This window comes from Paenibacillus sp. TSM33 (assembly GCF_056099025.1).
Map to the genome: position 1 here is coordinate 86,972 of NZ_JBLZXB010000003.1, position 21,376 is coordinate 108,347.

A 21,376-nucleotide genomic window follows, 5' to 3' on the forward strand; every position below is an offset into this window, starting at 1 on the left:
AAAAGGCTGCCGAGAAAATCTCGACAGCCTGAACAACCGGGATTACTTTATACAGTACCCCATGTCCGATCTCCTGCCAAATACTTTTCAGTCAAAATAGACAGCAGTTGAATACCAACCTCGTTATGTCCTCCCTCAGGCAGGATCAGGTCGGCGTATTTCTTGGAAGGCTCAATAAATGCCTCGTGCATCGGCTTAACCGTCGTCAAATAGTGATCATGGATCGAATGGATGGTGCGACCACGTTCCTCAATATCGCGAAGAACCCGACGAAGAATGCGCACATCAGGATCTGTATCCACAAATACCTTAATATCAAGCAGACTGCGGAGTTTTTCGTCTGACAGCACGTGCAGACCTTCCAACATAACGATATGATTCGGCAGAAGCTCTACCGTCTCGTCCGTGGAACGGGCATGAACCGTAAAGTCATAAACAGGTGCTTGAGTTGCTTGTCCTTTTTTCAGACATTGGAGATGCTCAATCAGCAAGTCGTTGTCAAAGGCAAACGGATGATCATAGTTGACCAAAGCACGTTCGTCATAACTCAGATGTGAATGGTCTTTATAGTAGTTATCCTGAGATATGAAAGTCACTTTATTAGATCCCAGACGCTCAACGACGGCGCGTGCTACCGTCGATTTACCGGAACCTGTACCGCCGGCAATACCAATAATAAGCATGGCGTTTCACTTACCCTTCCCTAAATGTATCCCGATACAACTCAAGTATTGTAGCACAATGCACACTTTTTTTCATCACTGTTGCACGTTGTATTTCTTCCATTTCCGGATCTTGGCTCTGAATGTTTTAAACGGTGCTACGGAGTTGATGTGAATCCATCTCGCCATAGGCCAGTTCGGATTAGTGCCTGTCCACTTGTGAATGCCCTGGGTGAAGAGCTCTTCATGACTGAGTGTGTCCACCCAATCCAGCCACGTTTGCTCAGCCAACTTGAACATATCGCGTAATTCATACAGAGAGTAGTGGGAATAGGTCTTGTAGAATGATTGGTATAGTTCGCCTAGTCTATTCCACTTATAATTCGGGGCAGGCATGATGACGGTTTTCCCTTCTCGTTCGTCTCTGTCCCAACTCATGACAAGATGAAGCCATCCGAGCTGATAGGCTATCATTTCTGCGGGTGTTTTATCTACTTCGTCGATTCGAGTATCCTTGTGGCTTTCGTCGATCTCCTGGAACTCACCGTCAAATCGTAAGTAGGAGGTATGAATGGCTTCTTTTAACTCTGATTTGGAAGCGTAGTCGTAGCTAGACATCTAATCGCTCCTTTACATGATATTGGTGATACTCACCCCTTTATATGTACCATTCTCAATATGACAACCGTATGTCTTATTCAAAAATAAAAAAATCTCGTTTTTTGTGATTTTATGAAACATCATTTGGTGTGTTCGCGAAAAAGAACGAAAAATTAATAGAAAAATTAAGACAAAAGATAAGTAATTAGACATATTTTAATATTTATTTAAGTGCCTATAATTATTGGAGTATAGCGATTAGGGGCCCTCATTGGTGTATGGATATGATTTCCTCCATCAATACGTTATATACCGTTTGCTTTAGTATTCATAAATCCAATTGAGAAGGGAATTGTTATATGAAATCGAGTTTGTTAAAAAAATGTGCAAGTGTAATGTTAAGCAGTACGTTGGCACTGTCTTTATCATTACCGCTATTAGGCCATGCACAGGCTGACGAGAATGTACAGGTAAGTGATGATTTTGAACAAGGAGAAGCCCAAGGTTGGTCCGCAGATTCAGGGAACTGGTCTGTGGTCAAGGACGGGAATGGTTCTACATACCAACAATCTAGTCGAAGCGAAAGCCATTCCGTAAAAGGCAATACCTCATGGACAAATTATAGTGTGCAAGCAGATGTATATGTAAATGATTTCAATGGCTCTAATCGAGTATATGTGGCAGGTAGATACACAGACTCTAACAACTTCTATGCAGCATCGTTGTACAACAAGAAAGGCGGAGCCCTTGAGATTCGTAAAAAAGTTAATGGCTCCATGAAGACACTGGCTACCAATAAAAAATACAAACTGGACACCAATACATGGTACAGAGTGAAGCTGGAACTATCCGGTTTGGAAATCAAAATGTATGTTAATGATCAACTGGAGCTGTCCGCAACAGACACCAGCCTCACAGCTGGAGCCATAGGCCTGGTAACGGCTAAAACCGTTGCCCAGTTCGATAATGTGATTGTATCGGGTGCTTCTTCAGAAGGGGGTACAAGTACACCACCTGTGAAGCCGACACCAGGTACAGAACAACCGACTCCTGGGGTGGAGCCTGGTGTAACCTCCCAAAATAATTATAATTTGACTGGCTTTTCGTATGGTAATACAGGTGGTGGGAACATTGCCGATACCGATGCCAATTACAAAAAGGTGTACAATGCTGTAGATCTCAACGAAGCATTGAAAAAAGGCAGCAAGGTTAAAGTGATTGAGATTATGAATGATCTGGACCTTGGCTGGAATGAAATCCCTAGCGCTGCGAAGGTAATGCCATTTAGCGCCAACAATCCTGTACAAACCCATCCTGTTCTGAAAAAGACAGGGGTGAGCAAAGTCTATATCGAGAATATGAATGGAGTTACGATGTTCTCAGCCAATGGTGCGAAAATCAAGCATGCCGGTTTTGTCATCAAACGAAGCTCTAATTTGATTTTCCGTAACCTTGAATTTGATGAACTGTGGGAATGGGATGAAGCAACCAAAGGAAATTATGACAAGAATGATTGGGATTATATTACCATTGAAGGTGCAAGCTCTAAGGTATGGATCGACCATTGTACATTTAACAAAGCCTATGATGGTCTGGTAGATGTGAAAAAGGGTAGTAACGGAGTTACGATTTCCTGGTCCTTGTTCAAAGGAGATGACCGCAGCTCCAACAGCTGGGTAACCCAACAAGTCAACGCCATGGAAGCAGATAAGTCCTCCTATCCTATGTACGCTTATTTGAGAAGCAGTGCAGTGGGCATGAGTAAAGAAGATATCATTGATATTGCAGCAGGACAAAAGAAAGCGCATCTGGTGGGTGCCACCGAAATGGCAGGCGACAATGCTGATTTGGAAGTGACGCTGCATCATAATTATTATCTGGATATTCAGGACCGTATGCCACGTTTGCGTGGAGGTAATGCTCATGCATATAACATCGTTATGGATGATGCTGGATTGGCCAGAGCCAAAAAAAGAATTACGTCCGACATGGCCAAAGCGATCGCTGCCAAAGGATATCACTTTGACGTCGTGGGTAATGGTGCGATTTCAACAGAAAACGGCACGGTTTTGCTAGAAAAATCGTATTTAATAGATGTATTTTCTCCAGTACGTAATAATCAAAAAGACCCTAACAAAGCGGATTATACAGGTAAAATCAAAGCCGAGGATGTGATCTTTTCGGACAACGGTGCCGTGTTCAGAGGAGGCAGTGACGCTGCGAATAGTCCACTAGCTCCTTATCCAGCAAAGGCTAAGAGCTTCTCTTGGAATGGGTTCACAACACTGCCATACAGCTATAGAGCTGAAGACCCTGCCAACCTGGTTGCTCAATTGCAGGCCAAGGATGGAGCGGGTGCAGGCAAGCTAAACTGGCCGAGCGAGAACTGGTTCAAAACGGTGTACAATACAGCCGCTACGAAAGACGTACAAGTGGAAGAAGATTCCGAGTAGGTAGGTAGTTTGAAAAAAGCAGTCAGGACAGATGCGCTCTGTTCTGACTGCTTTTGTTGTTAAACACGTTTAGGCTGCGTTCGGTACGAACTTAACCAATAACGACAAATGAGGATACGCCAGCAGGTACGGATCTAACGCGGAATAATACTCCGTCATCTCTAAAAGTACGCAGTATATAAGGCTGGTTCGTAGGTGTGCGGACTCTGTTGAATCGGGCAGTACCAAAGCGGTCGAAGCCTGCAGCTTGCACAAAGGTTCCATCTAAACGCCGGAGTGTTGCAAAAAATCCAGACGTGTTAAAGGGTACACCATCATTGTTAGCCCAGATAACTGTAAATCTACGAAGGGTTTGGGTTGGACTCACATTGCGATATCTCGTAACAGGAACCTTTCTGCCCGTAGATTTCAGCGTTTGTGGAGGACGAATGGCCACTAAAAATCAACTCCTTTGTTGTGATGAGATATTAAATGCACACAAAGGAGTGTTGGACCGTGCTATAAACTACTCTTCCTTAAAATAGGCATATAACGAACTTAGCACCTCATTATGCCCAGTCGCGCCGTAGCGTGAAGAGATCTTTCAGTTCATCCGTCGACAACTCGGTAATCCAGCCCTCGGTGCTGGTGATGATTTGGTCGCTGAGCTGCTGCTTGCTCTCCAGCATCTCGTCAATGCGTTCCTCCAGCGTGCCTAGCGAGATAAATTTGTGAACTTGTACATCTTTGGTTTGTCCCATCCGGTAGGCTCGGTCTGTAGCTTGATTTTCCACAGCCGGATTCCACCAGCGATCAAAGTGAAAGACATGGTTGGCAGCCGTCAGATTGAGACCCACCCCCCCGGCCTTGAGCGATAAAATAAACACAGACGGCTGCTCGTCAGGGGGAAGCGTGTGCGATTGGAATTGGTCGATCATTCGGTCACGCGCAGTTTTGGATGTACTACCGTTCAGATAGAGCACGGGTTCTTGAAGTTCCTGAGCGAGTACCTGCTGAAGCATCTGACCCATACCAATATACTGCGTAAAAATAAGACAGCGCTCGCCCTCTTCCCGCAGCTCCTTGACCATAGCCAGAATGCGCTCCAGCTTGGATGAACGGCTAATAACCGCTTCAAGATCGGGCAGACCATAACCTGAAGCTGCTGCATCCAGGAGTGTCTCCTTGGATAAGAGAGCAGGGTGGTCACAAAGCTGCTTCAACTGAGTCAGAGCTGATAAAATGGCTCCTTTGCGCTCAATCCCCTCCAGCTTCTGCATCCGTTCCATCAGTTCTTTAACAATCTGATCATAGAGCGCGCCCTGCTCGGAGGTGAGGTGAATATACGTTTTCATCTCGTTCTTGTCAGGCAAATCAAGCTGTATCGCAGGGTCCTTCTTTTTGCGCCGCAGCATGAAGGGTTTAACCAGCTTTTGCAGATCCAGCGTGCGCTGCTCATTATGTTCTTTCTCAATAGCATTCATAAAGCGATTGCTAAAGGCGCGTGAGCTGCCCAGATAACCTGGATTGATAAAATCATAAATGGACCATAGCTCGGACAGCCGATTTTCAATAGGTGTTCCTGTCAACGCGATACGATGACGTGCAGGGAAGCTGCGCACAGCTGTGGATTGCTTGGTTTGCGCATTTTTAATGTTTTGCGCTTCATCCAGGCAGATCGAATCCCAAGTCATACTTTGCAGCAGCTCTTGATCCAGAGTTGCCGTAGCGAAGGAGGTCAGGATGACATCGGCTTGCTCGACTTTTTCGCGGAACAAGCCTCCTTGCTCCCGCTTGCTTCCATAGTGCAGCATGACCTTCAAGGAAGGAGCGAAGCGGCTGAGCTCCTTCTGCCAGTTGCCCAACACCGAAGTCGGGCAAATCAGCAGCGAACTGGAGCGCACACCCGTCTCGGCGGCAATTTCCTGTAGGTGCAGTAAATAAGTAATAAACTGCACCGTTTTGCCGAGGCCCATATCATCGGCCAGGCATGCGCCCAATCCGAAGCGTCGCAAAAAGGCAAGCCAGGCATATCCGTCCTGCTGATACGTCCGCAGCTCGGCTCGCAGCCCATCGGGTACGTCCAGAGCGGGCCATTCCGATTGCCGTCCGAGCTGGCTGATCAGCTTCAGCAGATGGGCGTTCAGCTCGACCTCCAGTCGAAAGCGTGCCGGGTCCTCTGGCTGCTCGCCCGAGGCGTCGCCTTCAGGCTCGTCGGTGTTGCCGAGCAGATGCAGCTGCAGGATGTCCTGAAAGGACAATCCCTGAGTGCTGTCGATCCCGGCCATGGCCCGGCGGATTTGCGCCAGCAGCGCAGGGTCGAGCGCGATCCATTGGCCGCGGAAGCGCACCAAGCGCTCGTTGCGAGCCACAAGCTCGGCGAACTCCGACTCGCTCAGATCGGCGTCACCGATGGCCACACGCCAATCGAACTGGACAATCGAATCCAGTCCGAACAGCGAGCCCCCCTTCGAGCGTTCTCCCGCTCCTTCGCCTGGGCGTACCTTGGCCCGCAGCTTCGGCTTCTTGCGGGTGGCCGCCTCCCACCAAGCGGGCAGCAGCACCTGCCAACCGCTTTCCAGCAGACGTTGGCTGTCGGTCGTCAGGAATTGCCACGCAGCTTCGTCAGAGAGCGGGCGGCTCAGTATGTCATCGCGGCTTCCGGCACGCTGCCCTGCGGGCAAAATGGCGGTCAAGCGTTCCAGCCATCCGGCTGAGCGCTCACGCACATGCGCCGTCCATGCATCAGGCCATGAGCCGGATGCAAAGCCATCAGCGGCAAGCTGCACAGGCACCAGCAAGGCCGGGTCCTGCTTGTCCTGCAACACAAGCTTGAGCTGCCAGGACGGCTCGTCGTCCTCCAGCTCTGGCTCCAGTAGTTGCAGAAGCGGGCGAAATGGCGCGGTATCGGCTTTCCAGCCAATGGCGATTAGCCATGCCTGGGCATCCAGGCCCACAGCAGCCTGTCGATTGGGGGTGAAGAGAATCGGATACTCTCTTCGCAAATCAGCGGCTTCCGCTTCGGTGCCGTACCAGCGCTGAAAAACAGCGGCCGAGAATGCCGCGATCAGGCCATCGCGCTCGTTCTCATCCAGGCTGTCCAGCAAGGCAAGCTCTGCCGGTTGGACATTTTCCAATGCCTCTGCATCCCATTCCCATTGCAGCTTCCCCGCTTGAAACGACGTAAAGCGGGGCACATAGGCTTTCGCTTCAATACAGTGAGCCAATGGAGGGATCAGCCGAAGCCACGGGGTATTGGCCTCGTCCCAGATCCATTCAATATGCTGTAGAAGCTCCTGCTCCGCCAGAAAAGGGATCACTTGCTCTGAGGGCAGCACGATAATATCTGTGTCTTGAACATGCTGAATCTCCAGCTCGGTGCCATAAAATGAAGCCTCATGCCAAGCAAACAGACGTTGCTTCAACAGTTGGCCGGAAATGCTATAGTTCATGGAGGAATCACCATAGATTAGCGCGTCCCCATAGGTAGTTAATTGGATATGCACCGTAATCGTTTCAGTATATTGGCTCATGATAACAATTTCCCTTTCCGCAATTCCTCCTGCAGCGCCCGCAGGCGGCTGTGACGGCTGGTAAAGATCGTGAAGAACAGCTCCCAGCGTGTTTCTTGCTTCATTTTCTTGTATAGCTTGAACAACCGCTTTAACAGCTTAACTGCCGCTTTATAGCTGGCTCTGTTTTTTTCCAGCACATATCGTTCTACCGCTTGATGATAAAAGGGCAGCAGCAACTCGGGGGCGTTCTTTTCAATAGGTTGCAGCACGCTCACCCGAAAACTTAAAGGTTCACTGCGTATGCTTAGCTGATAGTCGATCCATTGCCGCCATTTTTCATGAGCAAGCAGAGCCTCTTCATACATTTCCCCGGCAAATGGGAGCATACCCATAAGCGTGTCCCACATGTCCTCTTCTGCATCTGGAAGGTGCTGCAATACTAGCTCCCAATCATGCATATAATCCTGTAAATGATCATCCCGATGACTGTGAAGCAGGGGGCCGATATGTCGCAGTCCGTCTTTGAGACGTACCCAATCTTCCGCCTGTCGCAACGCATGTAAGAACAACAGCAATTGGTTGGAGGAGATTTTTAGTGGAAAAGCTCGTTCCGCCTCCTCTAGCAATTCCCATGCTTTATGATCATGCGCTTGGTAAACATACATCCAGCTCCGAGCCAGCATCCACGGAAGCCGCGCCAACGTAGCACTAAGCTCCTCTTCAGCTGCATGTAAATGCTGCAATTCTTCCGTATATATATTGGAGTCCTGCCTTGCAGGATACACCCAGTACAGCCAAAACTGATAATACGCGTCTGAAAAATAAGTGCCATTTCGCGACTCTGTCAGCATTTTTCGGCGCAAATAAGCTAAAGTTTCTGCCATACGAGCTTCATGCATCGGTTCATCAGTCAGCTCCAGTGGACGCTCAAAATCACGCTCGATCGCCTCTTTCAGCTCATCTGCGGCGATTTGGGTGTAGTAACCCATATAGGTATGAGTGGGATAGCCCGTCATGGGGGCCTGAGGTACCAGCTTTTCCAGCACACGCAGATGAGCATGTAATCCATATAGCTGCTGCATACCAGGTGAGAGCGGCGGCTTCACAGCGTAGATCGAAGCTAAAGCACTTTGCACATATTGAGAATTTTGTGTGTGCACGTGATTAAGGGCGATACACTGATCGAACAGATCATGCCATTCGGAAACGGGCATGTCTGGTAGGTTGCTTGCTGTTTTACGAAGAGCATCTCTTGTTGTTTCTTTGTGCTCCGGCGAAAGATTCGACCGGGAAGCAGGTGTAGTACGGGTGTCTGCTTTTGCAGCCAGCCGAGTAAAACCAGCCGAATGAGCGTTCACTAATGCGTGGACGGAACGTTCCTGTTCATTCGCGTAATTCAGCAATACGGCGATCATATGCTTACAGTTGGTGCGAACAGGGCATGTACATCTGCTGGCAGCAAAAGCACTCAAGTGGAGATCCACTTCGTAGAGTTCATTCCCATCCACGACAGCCGCAATATGGTCGGCATCAGGCATTGCGAATTCTTTGACCTTTCCCTGCTTAAAGTACTGAAAACCCCGTTTGATCGTCACATCATTAAAATGGTCAGCCACATTTTGAATAAGCTGCTGCCACTGTATATCATCCCTAAGATAGGTTGGCTTCATATGCATTAGTCTCCTAAGAGAGAATAGTTGATCTGATATTGATCTAATAGTAGCTTAACTCTTCCATTATATCAGTTCACGAATATAAATTGAGTGGAGGGAGCAGTTGGAAAATTTCGAAGTATAACCGCCAAGTACAGTAAAAAGCCCTCTTACGCTGTGGCGTAAGAGGGCTTGAGTCATCAGCAAGAATGGGGAGGCATTCTCTATTGTTTCCCATCCGGATTCTCTGTTCGATGGAAGACCATAGAGATAACAAGAAGCACCAAGGGTACTACCGCGCATACAGCAATTCCATAATAACCTATTATTTTATCGAAGTTGCCTATTTCAACAAAATTTTGGGGATACATGCTCAGGCAAAATAATATAATTAACGGGAGATAACAGATATACCTGTTCCACTTTTGGGTGAGCTGGCTGATCCCCGTTACAATATAGAAATAATAGTTTGAGGCGGTCATGAAAATTTTGATCGTCCACAAAATGATAAATAATATTTCAAATCGCTCCAGGAACGCACCAGGGAATTCAATTTGCTGTGCAAAAGAAACGACTGGCCATTGCAGTCGGGAAACTTCCTCAACTGACATACAGCCGACAACCATCGTTACCATTAAAATATATAAACCCATTGCAATTGAGTAGCCGATCGACCCAGCCTTCCATGCTTTTTGTGGGTGGGTCATCACATTAGTTAGTATAAGGATGGATTCAAAACCCATTGTAGAGAAAGGTATAACTTTAAGTGATTCAAAGATCGGACGCCATCCTTTATGGAAAACAGGGCGCAAATTATCAAGATTAAAATGGTTGACATTAAGAACGACCAACAATAAAAAAACAATAAAGGTTAAAGGGAAAAAAAGCTCAATCAATCGAACCATTGCATGGAGACCGCCCCAGGTCAAATACCCAATAAGCAGAAGAAACGGTAAGAGAATCATGCTTATTGGGGTTCTCTCCAGTGCAAGACCTTTGAGGAATTCCGCCATCATTCTACATACAAAAGAGCAGATCATCGTGCAATGTACAATAAATGCAATATTGATGAGCAGGCCGATGAATTTACCCGCGATCACAGGATTGAGCTCATAGAACGTCTTCCCTGGAAATCTCCGGCACAGTTTAACATGGATAAAAATGATGCCTACCCCAAGCAGACTTGCCAGCAAAAGTCCCTGCCACACGTCGGGCGTTTGCGTCTTTTCCGCGATGGTTCTTGGCAAACTGACAATTCCCACGGCGTACACGGTCGAAGTGACTGTAAGTAAGGCTTGAATTGTGGAGATTTTTTCCTGCTTGATAGAAGGTATGTTGGACATTACTCTCCCTCTCCTTTTGTATAAGCACCTGTTCGTTCAATCTGTACTTCAGCCTGAACGTCGATCGGTATTTGGCTGAATGTATCTTGCCAATTTTCCTTTACCCGATCCCAGTAAGCGGGATAGTTCACTTTTACTTTTGTGCCAAAACCGACTACATCTGCTCTCATTTCTTTCTGAAGGGTGTTTAGCGATTGGGATATGGTCTGTTTGATTTCATCCTGCACCTCTTGTTTAGCGGTTTGGATGAATGATTCCTTCAGGAAGTCTTCAGAATTAACCGTGCTTTCGTTTAGTTTGACATCTGTTTTAATACGAACTGTGAATGAGAGATCCTGTCCGCTGAGGTGGGGGATAAGCTTTGTATGGACATCATCAACTTCAAACACCATGGATTGTTTTGACTGTGGGTCCTCTGTTTTAATAACTGAATCTTTCGTTTTTCCCAGCATCCAGTTGATCCCGATGACTTTCTTTTCCTCTATCCAATTAGCAAATTTCTTCGTTTTGCCGCGGACCAAAGCTGCGCCTGAGAAGTGATTGCCTCCATTGGTTTCTATGCATTGAATGATGAAGTCAGCTTCTTGTGAAATGTGTGTAGAGATCTCCCCTAATGTCATTTCATGGGGGATTTCGGAGTTGAGATCGCTATTTTTGGCCAAAGCTTCAAGGTCAATGGAAGGTATCTCTTGATGTTTGCCCATCTTATTAAGCGCTTCTTTCGCATCGCCCTTTACGATTAGAACAAGTGATTTTCGGCTCGGTTTATAGGAGCGGGTAAACGTATCTAACAATTGGTCGAGTCTTGTTTTTTGTATAGCTTGGTCACTAATCAAAATCAAGCGAATAAAACTGTATAAAGGAGCACGAGATACCTGCTTGGCCTGTTCCCTGGAAGCAGACTGGATGGAATCTTTGTTAAAGGTTGTTACGTTCCTATACATATTTTTTCTGGATTTCTGCGCTATTAAGTGCTGGTAGGTAAGTTCCAGCATATCCTGCTGATCCGTATCAATGGCGACGCCTTGAATAATACTCAAGTTATCAATCTCTCTGCTGTCCCAACAACCAGCGAGGAGAACACATGCGATCCATGTGGCGATGCATTTTTGCACCCACAGGGTTCGACGAAGTAGAAAGATATAGGAGCTCATAGGCTTACTTCCCTTTCCATTTAGAATGTGTCTCATCCTTTGTCTTTAGCATCATAGGGCGCTTTTTGAGATATTTAAAAGGAACCCGAACTAAAGTATCTTGTTGATCTCTTAAGCGAATTGGGGCTAGAGGTGACATATAAGGAACTCCAAAGCTTTTGATCTGGACCATGTGTACGCCTAAACAAATAAAGGCTAAAATTACACCATACAGCCCATAAATTCCTGCAATCATCATAATGGGGAAACGAAGAAGCCGGATTCCAATACTGCCGCTGTACTGCGGGCTTGCAAAGGACGCAATGGCCGTAAGACCAACGACAATAATCAGAAAGGCACTTACGACCGCCGCCTCGACAGCGGCTTGTCCAATAACAAGACCGCCTACAATACCGATAACTTGTCCTATGCCTTTAGGTAGCCGCAGACTTGCCTCGCGCAGTATTTCCAATGATAACTCCATAATGAGAGCTTCCACAAAAACGGGAAAAGGAATCCCTTCCCTTGAGGCAACAATAGACATCACCAGCTCAGGCGGGATTAATCCTGGATGGAAAGAAATAAGTGCAACGTACAGCGAAGGCAGAAATGTTGCAATGAACAGAGCCATTAAACGAAGCATACGGAAAAATGTTCCTAAAGGAAAACGCTCGTAATAATCCTCTGGAGATTGAGCCAGCATCCAGAAGGTCATGGGAGCAATCAGGACAAAAGGAGTGCCATCAAGCATAATGACAACTCTTCCGGACATTAAAGCATTTATGGCTTTATCCGAGCGTTCAGAGGCCTGAATCTGGGGAAACGGAGACCATGGATGTTCCTCGATCCATTGCTCAATAATCCCGGTATCGGGAGCATCGTCCACATCAATCGTTTCGACTCTTCGTTTAACTTCCTGAACTAGCACCGGATTTGCGATATCTGATATGTACAAGATCGCTAACTTCCGTGAAGATCTCCTTCCTATGGTTATTTTATCTATTTTGAAACTTAGATCTTTGATATGCCGCCTTACCATTGCTAGGTTGCTTTCCAAATCTTCAATAAAACCTTCTCTCGGCCCTCTAACCAAAGTTTCGGTGCTTGGTTCATCGACACTTCGTGACGGAAACTGGCCCGTAGAAGCAAAAAAGACTTCATTGGTTCCTTCGATCAGCAGACAGGTATTTCCCGATAACACTTCGTGTACACACGTCTCAAGGTCTGTCTCTTCTTCCATATCAATCGTAAATGCTGTCTGTTGTATCAGCTCCTCCTTTATTTTCTCAGGATTAACTTGAGAGTGGCTTTCACGGACTCCAGTTAAAATGAGCGGCTTGACGATTTGTTCGTTAATGATGCTCGTATCCGCAATACCGGAGAGATAGATCATAATGACATGAATCCCCGTTTGGCCCACATTCATTTTCTTGAAGACGACATCAGGAAGATGACCCAGGGTCTTTTTTAGATGGTCCAATTTCGCCTCGAGTGATCTTGCCATGACTCATCCTCCTTCAAAAAGCTTAAAGCATGATATGCATGTAATATGTGTAAAATAGTGATAAATATTCATTTATTCTTTTTCCAGTACAAGAAAAAAAACGAACACCTAATGGTGTCCGTCTTTAGTCATATATAACGTTATATGAACTTTTCTGAATTGGATCATTTTTTGAACTCGTAAAAATGTTCCTCCAGCATGCTCAAAGAAAGCTCGGCTGTAGTAGCTACCACGATATCCGCACCTTGCATTTGCGAAGGCGTGCCTACCCCGACCGCGAACATCCCGGCACCCTTGATCGCCTGTATGCCAGCCTGTGCGTCTTCTATACCGATACAGTCGGCAGGCTGAACGCCCAGATTTGCGGCCCCAGCGAGGAAAATTTCCGGGTCAGGCTTTCCATGCCGAATGGCAGTGACATCCACCACACTGTCAAAATAGTGTGCCAGCTCCAGCTTATCCAGTATAAACGCTGCATTTTTGCTCGCAGAAGCCAGCGCGATGCCGATTTTTGCTTCACGAAGCTCCTTCAGAAGCGCCCGAATGCCCGGCAGAACGTCTGCGGGAGTCAAAGCCGAGATGAGCCGCTGATACTCGGTGTTCTTTCGCACGGCTAGATCTTGCTTGCCTTCTTCTGAAAACGTATTGGACAGGTTACCGCGCGCCAGTATTTTGTCGAGCGATTCCGTACGGCTGATTCCTTTTAACTGTTCATTAAATTCGCGATCAAAAGGGATGCTGAGCGCTGCTGCCAAGCTACCCCATGCCTGAAAATGATATTCAGCGGTATCTGTAATGACTCCGTCCAAATCGAAAATGACTGCCTTCATTTGCTTACCCCCTGGTTGGTTCATTTATGAAGTACTGCTCGCCATCAACGGCTGCCCGCTGGTAATGTGCGTTGGCTGTCCATACAACTCCAGTGTCAGCGGTTCTCCGTCCAGCAGGGTAATGACTACTTCACCCTCCTGTACGAGAATACTTAGCAAGCGGCCGCGATAGTTGATTTTAAACGTATATTTATTCCAGTCCTTCGGCAGAAAAGGGGAAAAGCTGAGTGTTTCATTATAGGTTCTCATCCCGGCAAATCCCTGTACAATCGCCAGCCAGCTTCCTGTCATGGAAGTGATATGAAGTCCGTCTTCGGTGTCATTATTATAGTTATCCAGATCCAGACGAGCTGTCCGTTTATACATTTCGACTGCCTTATCCTCCATTTTGAGTTCAGCGGCTAGCACGGCATGAATCGAAGGAGACAGACTGGATTCATGAACGGTCATTGGCTCGTAAAAGGCAAAGTTGCGCGCTTTTTCCTCCAGCGTGAACTGGTCTCCAAAGAAATAGAGCCCTTGCAGCACATCCGCTTGCTTAATGAAGCAGGAACGCAGGATTTTATCCCATGACCATTTCTGATTAAGTGGCAGATTGCTAGGATGCAAAGTGGATACAGGCTGCAAATCCTTATCCATAAAGGTATCGTGCTGTACGAAGACGCCTCGCTCTTCATCATACGGATAATACATGTTGTTGATGATATCTTGCCAATGTGCACGCTCATCAGCTGTAACTGCCAGGCGCTGCGCTTTCTCAGTCGAAATTTGAGGCAAGACCGATAATGTATATTTCAGAACCCATGCAGCCAAAGTATTGGTATACCAGTTGTTATTGACGTTATTCTCGTATTCGTTCGGCCCGGTAACCCCGTGGATCATATACTGCTGACGACTGTTGGAAAAATGAACCCGATCGGCCCAGAAGCGGCTAATTTCGACCAGTACATCGATTCCGTATTCATGCAGATAAGTCAAGTCCCCCGTATAGTTGGTGTAATTGTAAATGGCATAGGCAATCGCACCGTTACGATGAATCTCCTCGAAGGTAATTTCCCATTCGTTATGGCATTCCACGCCTGTAAAAGTGACCATAGGGTACAGTGCCCCTCGAAGCCCTTGCTGGGCTGCGTTATGCTTGGCACCTTCCAGTTGTTGGTGACGGTACAGCAGCAGATTTCGCGTTACGTCCGGGTCTGCAAGCGCCAGGTACATAGGTACGGCATATGCTTCTGTATCCCAATAGGTGGCACCGCCATATTTTTCACCCGTAAAGCCCTTCGGTCCGATATTCAGACGGGCATCTTCACCGTAGTACGTAGAGAATAGCTGGAAAATGTTAAAGCGTATTCCTTGTTGGGCCTCCGTATCTCCCTCGATTTCGACATCTGCCTTGTCCCAGCGTCTGGCCCAAGCGTCGATATGCTCTTGCTTAAGAGAGGTGTAGCCTTTGTTGACAGCTTCCACGGCGATGCGTTCACCTTGCGGAATCAATGCATCCTTTTCCATATCGCGTGAAGTGGTGACGGCTACAATTTTTTGCAGTTGGATACGGTCACCTGGCGAGACGTTATATTGATAGTGGCGTGCAGCATACAAAAAGCTCTCTTCCGTCGTCTGCTCATCTTGCCCCTCGGTTACAATACCCATGGTAGCGTTTACGGTAAAGCGCGGAATACCGAAGGGATTATCTATCGTCGTTGTGGACAGGCTGATGAATTTCTCTTGAACCTCGCGGGCCTCTTCCAGCCAAAATACCTCGTCATAGTTTGTGTCCTCATTTTTCGTATTGCCGTCCAAATAAGGAACAAGCTCAATGCTTAAAGGCTGATCGCTTATATTTTCGACCTGATAATCAATCAGGCATAATTCACGTGTAGTAATGCTCAGAAAACGCTCTGTAGTGATACGAATCTGGTCGTTCACAGTACAAGCGCGCCGCAGGATTCCCTGCTTCATGTCCAGTTCCTGTACAAAATCGCTGATGTGTGCCGTAAATAAGTCCACTTCCTCTTGATTTACAATCAGACGGATGCCGATGAAATTCATGGCATTGATGACCTTGCCGAAATATTCAGGATAGCCGTTCTTCCACCAGCCTACCTTTGTTTTGTCAGGGAACCATATGCCAGAGATATACGTCCCTTGATGATGATCCCCTGAATAAGTTTCTTCAAAATTGCCGCGCATGCCCATATAACCGTTGCCTATGGACGTTAAGCTTTCCTGTAATCGCATGTGTGTGCTATGTAGAGTGTGTGTTGTCAGCTTCCAACTATCTACGTCAAATAATCGGTTGTAAACCATGATTGCGTACCCCTCTCGGAAAATGAGATCGTTGTTTTAACGGAACCAATATATGAGCGAGTTCAGTATATAGTGCAACCGTTTGCCCTGTCAACGCAAAAAAACTGATTTTATGAATATCCACAAAATCAGTTCTTGTTCATTTCTTAGAGATTCATAGTGTCTGGCTTGATTTGCGCTCTACAATTCGGTGGGGAACAATGATGTGCTTGGTCAATTCTTTCGGGTCTTTAATTTTTTCGATCAGACTTTTGGCAGCCTGATAACCAAGGCTGAAGATATCAATATCCACGGAAGTAAGAGGGGGATTCATCAGCTCAGCCAGCATCAAGTTATTAAAGCTCACCATGGAGAGCTGCTCTGGCATGGATACGCCTAACTGAGCAAGCATTTTCTGTACGGCCATGGCTACAAGGTCGTCGCTAACGATCATCGCTGTAGGTGGCGGGGAAGCCTGTAATAACGTGCGCATTTCCTCCAGATTAAAGGGCTCCCTGACCACGTATTCTTCTGGTAGAGGCAAGCCAGCTTCTCGTAGCGCATCTTGGTAGCCTCGGAGCCTTTCAAGATTTACGATGTGTTCCTGATCACCGCCAACATAAGCAATGCGCTCATGATTCAGCCCCGTCAAATAAGTGACCACATCCTTGGCAGCCTGGTAGTTATCGTTGTCTACATGGGTAGTTTCACTGACAAACTGCTGAGGCTTGCCGATGACGGTATAGGGGATTTTCTCTTTATGAAGATACTCCACGATGCTGTCCTTTTGCTTGGAGTACAGGACAATGTAGCCGTCAACGCGTCCGGTCCGGGTCATCAGCTTTACGCGGGATAGCAATTCATCACTCGTTTTGCCTGTGACAATCGACAGTGTATAGTTGTGCTCGTTTACCCATTCGCTGATCCCGCGTAGGCTTTCCGGAAAGAAAGGATTCTGAAAGATCGCCACGTCCGATTCAGGCATAATAATGCCTATCGACTGTGTGACACGGTTAGCCAGGCTTTGAGCGGAATAGTTGGGTTCATAGCCAAGCGCCTTCATTTCTTTGCGAACGCGTGCCTTGGTGGCTTCGCTGATTTTGGGGCTGTCTTGAATGACACGGGATACGGTGGAAGTAGCAACTTTAGCACGTTTTGCGACATCTTTGATGGTTACTGCCATCGTCTTCGTCTCCTTTTGCTATCTCAAGCAGAAAATATTATGTTCTATCATACGATATTGCTCCAATTTCAACAAATTAGCGGCTTTTTCGAGTATTTCTATCATCATTAACCAAGATATTTATAACTAGGGTATTGCCAATAGAAAGCGATATCATTATAATAATCGTGCAACCGATTGCATAATTTTTTTATTGAGCACTACCCATGCTATACATACTATAAGGGATGGAGACTGAACGAGCATGAAAAAACTTCTATCATTTGATTTTTGGCAAAAGCTTGGGAAGGCACTTCTTGTGGTTGTTGCTGTCATGCCAGCAGCCGGGATTATGATTTCACTTGGTAAAGTAGTGGCGATGTTGGCTGGCGATATTCATTTCTGGGTGACTGTCGGCGGGGTCATGGAGAATCTGGGCTGGGGCATTATCAACAATTTACACATCCTGTTTGCCGTGGCGATTGGTGGTTCCTGGGCTAAGGAACGGGCGGGCGGCGCTTTTGCGGCTTTAATTGCCTTTGTTCTCATCAATATTTCAACAGGAACGATTTTGGGCGTATCCTCGAAGATGCTAACCCAAGAGGGAGCAACTACCCATACCCTCTTCGGTGCAACGATTCCGGTTAGTGGTTATTTCACCTCTATTTTGGGGGCGCCTGCACTCAATATGGGCGTGTTTGTCGGTATCATCTCCGGCTTTGTCGGGGCCGTGGTATTTAATAAATATTATAATTACCGCAAACTTCCAGATGCTCTAGCCTTTTTTAACGGTAAGCGTTTTGTTCCTTTTGTCGTGATTTTATGGTCTGTAATCGTTAGTTTGATCATGTCTGCTGTCTGGCCATTTGTCCAAGGAGGGATTAACCAATTTGGCGTCTGGTTGGCGACTTCGGGAGAGTCGGCTCCTTTTGTAGCGCCGTTTGTCTATGGTACACTGGAGAGACTGTTGATTCCTTTTGGTCTTCATCATATGCTGACCGTTCCTATTAACTATACTCAACTTGGTGGCGTTTACACGGTGCTCACGGGTTCTGGAGCAGGAAGCGTTGTTGCTGGGCAAGACCCGCTGTGGCTGGCTTGGGCTAGTGATCTCAGTGCGCTTCGTGGTACTGATCCGGCAGCCTACAACAGCTTGCTGGGAGACGTAACGCCTGCCCGCTTCAAGGTAGGACAAATGATCGGCGGAGCTGGCATCCTTATGGGGCTGGCAGTAGCTATGTATCGCCGTGTAGATAAAGATAAACGGAGCAAGTACAAGTCGATGATTTTCTCAGCTGCTGCAGCGGTCTTTTTAACAGGGGTGACGGAGCCGCTGGAATTCATGTTTATGTTCGTAGCGCCCGTGTTGTATGTAGTTTATGCTATTCTTACCGGAATCGCGTTCGGAATGGCTGATATCATACATCTGCGTTTACATTCATTTGGTATGATTGAACTGCTGACTCGATTGCCATTGTCTATAAATGCGGGGTTGGTACAGGATATAATCAACTTCGTGCTGACTTGCGTTGTGTTTGCGGTAGCAACCTACTTTATCGCGTATTTTATGATCGGCAAATTCAAAATGGCTACGCCGGGAAGACTGGGGAATTATACAGATGAGGAGCCTCAAGCGACTTCCGAGGCAGATAGTACATTAACGGATGGCGTGGCAGCGGTTTCAACTCAAAATCAACTGGCTGCGGATATCATTAAGACACTTGGGGGTGAGCAGAATATTGTCGAGGTGGATGCTTGCATGACCCGTCTGCGTGTGACGGTGAAGGATACAGAAGCTGTCGGGGATGAAAAAACGTGGAAAGCGTTAGGCGCCTTGGGCTTAATTAAAGTAGATAATGGGGTACAGGCGGTTTACGGACCAAAGGCCGATGTGCTTAAATCAGATATACAAGACATACTCAATAGGTGATTCGTTTGAAATTGTTAACCTTAAATGCACATGCTTGGATGGAAGAAAACCAGCACGATAAGCTGAAGCAATTGGCTGCTTTTATTGATGAACAGCAGTTTGATGTCATTGCTTTGCAGGAAGTCAACCAGTCCATAGAAGAGACTCCGTTGTCATCGGACGATTTGGGCGCGTACTATAGTGCAGATCCTGAAGTTGTCATTAAACGTGATAACTATGCTTATGTGCTGAACGATCTATTGTCCGAAGCTTATCACTGGACGTGGGCTCCCGCGCATATTGGTTTTGCTAAATATGACGAGGGTTTGGCGATTCTGTCCAAAACACCGATTACAGGTACGGTGAACGAATACGTTTCCTCAATACAGGATTATGACAACTACCGCTCGCGTAAAATTGTGGGCATTCAGACTGTAGTGGACGGAGTGCAGGCCTGGTTTGTCAGTGGACACTATAACTGGTGGAATGATGAGGAATCCTTCCGTGGACTATGGGATCGTACAACAAAAGTGCTCGATTCTTTTGCTCCGACTCCTGTGTTTATAATGGGTGATTTCAACAACGCAGCTGAAGTCTGCGGAGAAGGATATGACTATGTACTGCAATCCGGTTGGTCAGACACCCATCCGAATGCAGTAGTACGTGATGCAGGACACACGGTCATCAAAGCTATTGCAGGCTGGGAAAGTAACGCAGAGCCGCTCCGTATTGATTATATTTTCTCCAATAAGACAGTACAGGTTCAATCCTCAACGGTTGTACTGAACGGGAAAACAGGATCCGTGGTATCCGATCATTTCGGCGTTGCAGTCGAGTTGGAGCTGTGATGAACACAAAACACAAAGGAGGCCACTTGCTTATGCAATTGGCCTTTTTCTTACGGATTTCGATTTTAATCGAATTACATATTGAATAACAATCGCAATCATTACTAATATCATATTGTAATAAAAGGGGGTATTGAGGCTAAAACGGTCCATGAGTGCGCCTGCAATGATTGGAGACACAATGGCCCCCAATTCGGACAAAGATACGACGTTGCCGATAAATGAGCTTCTATTTTCTTCAGGAATAACATCCCCTAGCTGCGAGTAAAAGGAATCTAGGTAGCTGGCTCCTCCTATACCTCCGATGAACATCCCAAAGTATACGATCCACGGTTCTGTGAACCATAAAAATAAGATAATTTCCAGCATGATCAATAATAGACCGATGATACATAACAGCAAGCGATCCTAGAGTATATCAGATATTTTGCCAATAAAGGGTGCTGATACAAAGGTCTATATGCCGATGATTGTAAAGGCTAAGCTGATTTCTACTGGACTCCAATGGAGCCAAGTGTAGATATCCCGAATTGCTCTACATAAATAGCAAAGAGTGGAAGGATCATGCTTCCACTCATGTTAGCAATAAGGCTGATCACGATCATACAGGCAATATTACGATTTAAATATAAGTGTCTCACCATATCCTCGAAACCTCTCTTCGAGCTTGCATCAAAGGAACCGTTTACCCGATGACTCCTGATTATGAATGAACGGCTTCCATTCGAGCCAGTGGGTTCCTTCATAGGATACGCAGGCGTACTCCATGCTGTGCCTAAATCCCAATGCGATTTTAGAGGTGTGACACGTATGATAAGGATGTGGTGTAGCTTTTAAGCAGGAAAGCCGCCTCCTGGTGGTGGCCAAGCTCCATAAATGCGGCGCAACAGTACGATTTCACCCAAATGATAGGAATTGTGGGAAGCTATATTCCGCAGCAGCCCCGCTTTTGTTTCACCTGGAAAATGAGCCAGTGATTCATCCAGCTGCGCGGTTTCGGCAATTTGCACAGCCCGATCTACACCCTGTAAAAATTCGTTAATGACAGCCTGCCATGCCTCTTCGCTTTGCGGTCCAGTTTCTTCGGGCCAGCTTTCCATGACATTACCTGGAAGCTGGGGCTTTCGTCCTTCCAAATGCTCCAGCATAAATTGCTGCCAGTAAATCATATGTTTCAGCAGTTGATAAATGCTGTAGGGCATTTCCGCGTGTTTCTTCCCTGCCAGCTCGACGTCAATGTCCGGCAAAGCCCGAGCCACGCGAATATGTCCACGTTCCCCGACCAGTGATTTAACCAGCGCTTGACCGAATAATTGGTTGGCATCCGACATGTATGATCATCCCTTCTATGGAGAGCTTGTTTCTAGCCTAGTCTTATTTTACGATTATACAATTATATTTCCCAAAATGTAAATGGAGGTGTGGTTTAAAGGAAAGGGTAAAAATCATTTAAATAAAATGTTTGATAATTGTTCTCAATTAAATTACAATAAAATTGTT

General features: G+C 46.5%; 16 protein-coding genes and 1 pseudogene. 3 read left to right on the forward strand and 14 right to left on the reverse strand.

The features are described 5' to 3' along the window. Positions 1 to 47 precede the first annotated feature (47 nt). Entirely contained in the window at positions 48 to 683 is a 636-nt protein-coding gene (udk, locus tag ACN6NF_RS01090; protein ID WP_013368919.1) for a uridine kinase, read from the reverse strand. A 75-nt stretch (positions 684 to 758) separates the two neighbouring features. Further along, positions 759 to 1,280: a ClbS/DfsB family four-helix bundle protein gene (locus ACN6NF_RS01095; protein WP_474314378.1), complete on the reverse strand. Its 522-nt coding sequence runs from the start codon at positions 1,278 to 1,280 to the stop codon at positions 759 to 761. A gap of 341 nt (positions 1,281 to 1,621) precedes the next feature. Between ACN6NF_RS01095 and ACN6NF_RS01100 the strand changes: the two genes are divergently transcribed. Then, on the forward strand, positions 1,622 to 3,715 hold the full coding sequence (locus ACN6NF_RS01100; RefSeq protein ID WP_474314380.1) for a pectate lyase family protein: 2,094 nt from the start codon (positions 1,622 to 1,624) through the stop codon (positions 3,713 to 3,715). A gap of 91 nt (positions 3,716 to 3,806) precedes the next feature. Here ACN6NF_RS01100 and ACN6NF_RS01105 read toward each other — a convergent pair whose 3' ends face one another. The 9 genes from ACN6NF_RS01105 to ACN6NF_RS01145 form a co-directional block, all read right to left on the reverse strand. After that, entirely contained in the window at positions 3,807 to 4,151 is a 345-nt protein-coding gene (locus ACN6NF_RS01105) for a hypothetical protein (protein ID WP_016820169.1), read from the reverse strand. Between the two features lie 112 nt (positions 4,152 to 4,263). Continuing rightward, complete coding sequence (locus tag ACN6NF_RS01110; protein ID WP_474314384.1) at positions 4,264 to 7,227, reverse strand: DEAD/DEAH box helicase; 2,964 nt, start codon at positions 7,225 to 7,227, stop codon at positions 4,264 to 4,266. Then, positions 7,224 to 8,879, reverse strand: a complete 1,656-nt coding sequence (locus ACN6NF_RS01115) for an SWIM zinc finger family protein (protein ID WP_474314387.1) — start codon at positions 8,877 to 8,879, stop codon at positions 7,224 to 7,226. The genes ACN6NF_RS01110 and ACN6NF_RS01115 overlap by 4 nt, the downstream gene beginning before the upstream one ends. A gap of 206 nt (positions 8,880 to 9,085) precedes the next feature. Further along, entirely contained in the window at positions 9,086 to 10,204 is a 1,119-nt protein-coding gene (locus tag ACN6NF_RS01120; RefSeq protein WP_474314389.1) for a GerAB/ArcD/ProY family transporter, read from the reverse strand. Then, the gene (locus ACN6NF_RS01125; RefSeq protein WP_474314390.1) at positions 10,204 to 11,394 is read right to left on the reverse strand and encodes a Ger(x)C family spore germination protein; all 1,191 of its coding nucleotides are present in this window, start codon (positions 11,392 to 11,394) and stop codon (positions 10,204 to 10,206) included. The genes ACN6NF_RS01120 and ACN6NF_RS01125 overlap by 1 nt, the downstream gene beginning before the upstream one ends. Next, positions 11,363 to 12,841 (reverse strand): spore germination protein, encoded by a 1,479-nt coding sequence (locus tag ACN6NF_RS01130; protein ID WP_474314393.1) that lies wholly within the window; start codon positions 12,839 to 12,841, stop codon positions 11,363 to 11,365. Before ACN6NF_RS01130 ends, ACN6NF_RS01125 begins: the two co-directional genes overlap by 32 nt. 164 nt (positions 12,842 to 13,005) lie before the next feature. Beyond that, the gene (gene pgmB, locus ACN6NF_RS01135) at positions 13,006 to 13,671 is read right to left on the reverse strand and encodes a beta-phosphoglucomutase (RefSeq protein WP_474314543.1); all 666 of its coding nucleotides are present in this window, start codon (positions 13,669 to 13,671) and stop codon (positions 13,006 to 13,008) included. A gap of 24 nt (positions 13,672 to 13,695) precedes the next feature. Next, a complete protein-coding gene (locus ACN6NF_RS01140) occupies positions 13,696 to 15,978 on the reverse strand; it encodes a glycoside hydrolase family 65 protein (RefSeq protein ID WP_474314394.1) in 2,283 nt (760 codons plus the stop codon). A gap of 154 nt (positions 15,979 to 16,132) precedes the next feature. Continuing rightward, positions 16,133 to 17,140 carry a LacI family DNA-binding transcriptional regulator gene (locus ACN6NF_RS01145; protein WP_474314396.1) on the reverse strand — a complete coding sequence of 336 codons (1,008 nt, stop codon included), beginning with the start codon at positions 17,138 to 17,140 and terminating at the stop codon, positions 16,133 to 16,135. A gap of 244 nt (positions 17,141 to 17,384) precedes the next feature. Here ACN6NF_RS01145 and ACN6NF_RS01150 point away from each other — a divergent pair, with 244 nt between their 5' ends. Beyond that, positions 17,385 to 19,049: a PTS transporter subunit IIBC gene (locus tag ACN6NF_RS01150; RefSeq protein WP_474314397.1), complete on the forward strand. Its 1,665-nt coding sequence runs from the start codon at positions 17,385 to 17,387 to the stop codon at positions 19,047 to 19,049. 5 nt (positions 19,050 to 19,054) lie between these two features. Beyond that, the gene (locus ACN6NF_RS01155; protein ID WP_474314399.1) at positions 19,055 to 19,876 is read left to right on the forward strand and encodes an endonuclease/exonuclease/phosphatase family protein; all 822 of its coding nucleotides are present in this window, start codon (positions 19,055 to 19,057) and stop codon (positions 19,874 to 19,876) included. A 30-nt stretch (positions 19,877 to 19,906) separates the two neighbouring features. On the opposite strand, the pseudogene ACN6NF_RS01160 reads toward ACN6NF_RS01155, so the two are convergent. The 3 genes and pseudogenes from ACN6NF_RS01160 to ACN6NF_RS01170 form a co-directional block, all read right to left on the reverse strand. After that, positions 19,907 to 20,386: pseudogene (locus ACN6NF_RS01160) on the reverse strand (MFS transporter); the annotation flags it as partial. Then, entirely contained in the window at positions 20,368 to 20,520 is a 153-nt protein-coding gene (locus tag ACN6NF_RS01165) for a hypothetical protein (protein ID WP_474314400.1), read from the reverse strand. The gene ACN6NF_RS01165 and the pseudogene ACN6NF_RS01160, both read right to left, overlap by 19 nt. 189 nt (positions 20,521 to 20,709) lie before the next feature. Then, positions 20,710 to 21,207 (reverse strand): DinB family protein, encoded by a 498-nt coding sequence (locus tag ACN6NF_RS01170; protein ID WP_474314402.1) that lies wholly within the window; start codon positions 21,205 to 21,207, stop codon positions 20,710 to 20,712. Positions 21,208 to 21,376 lie beyond the last annotated feature (169 nt).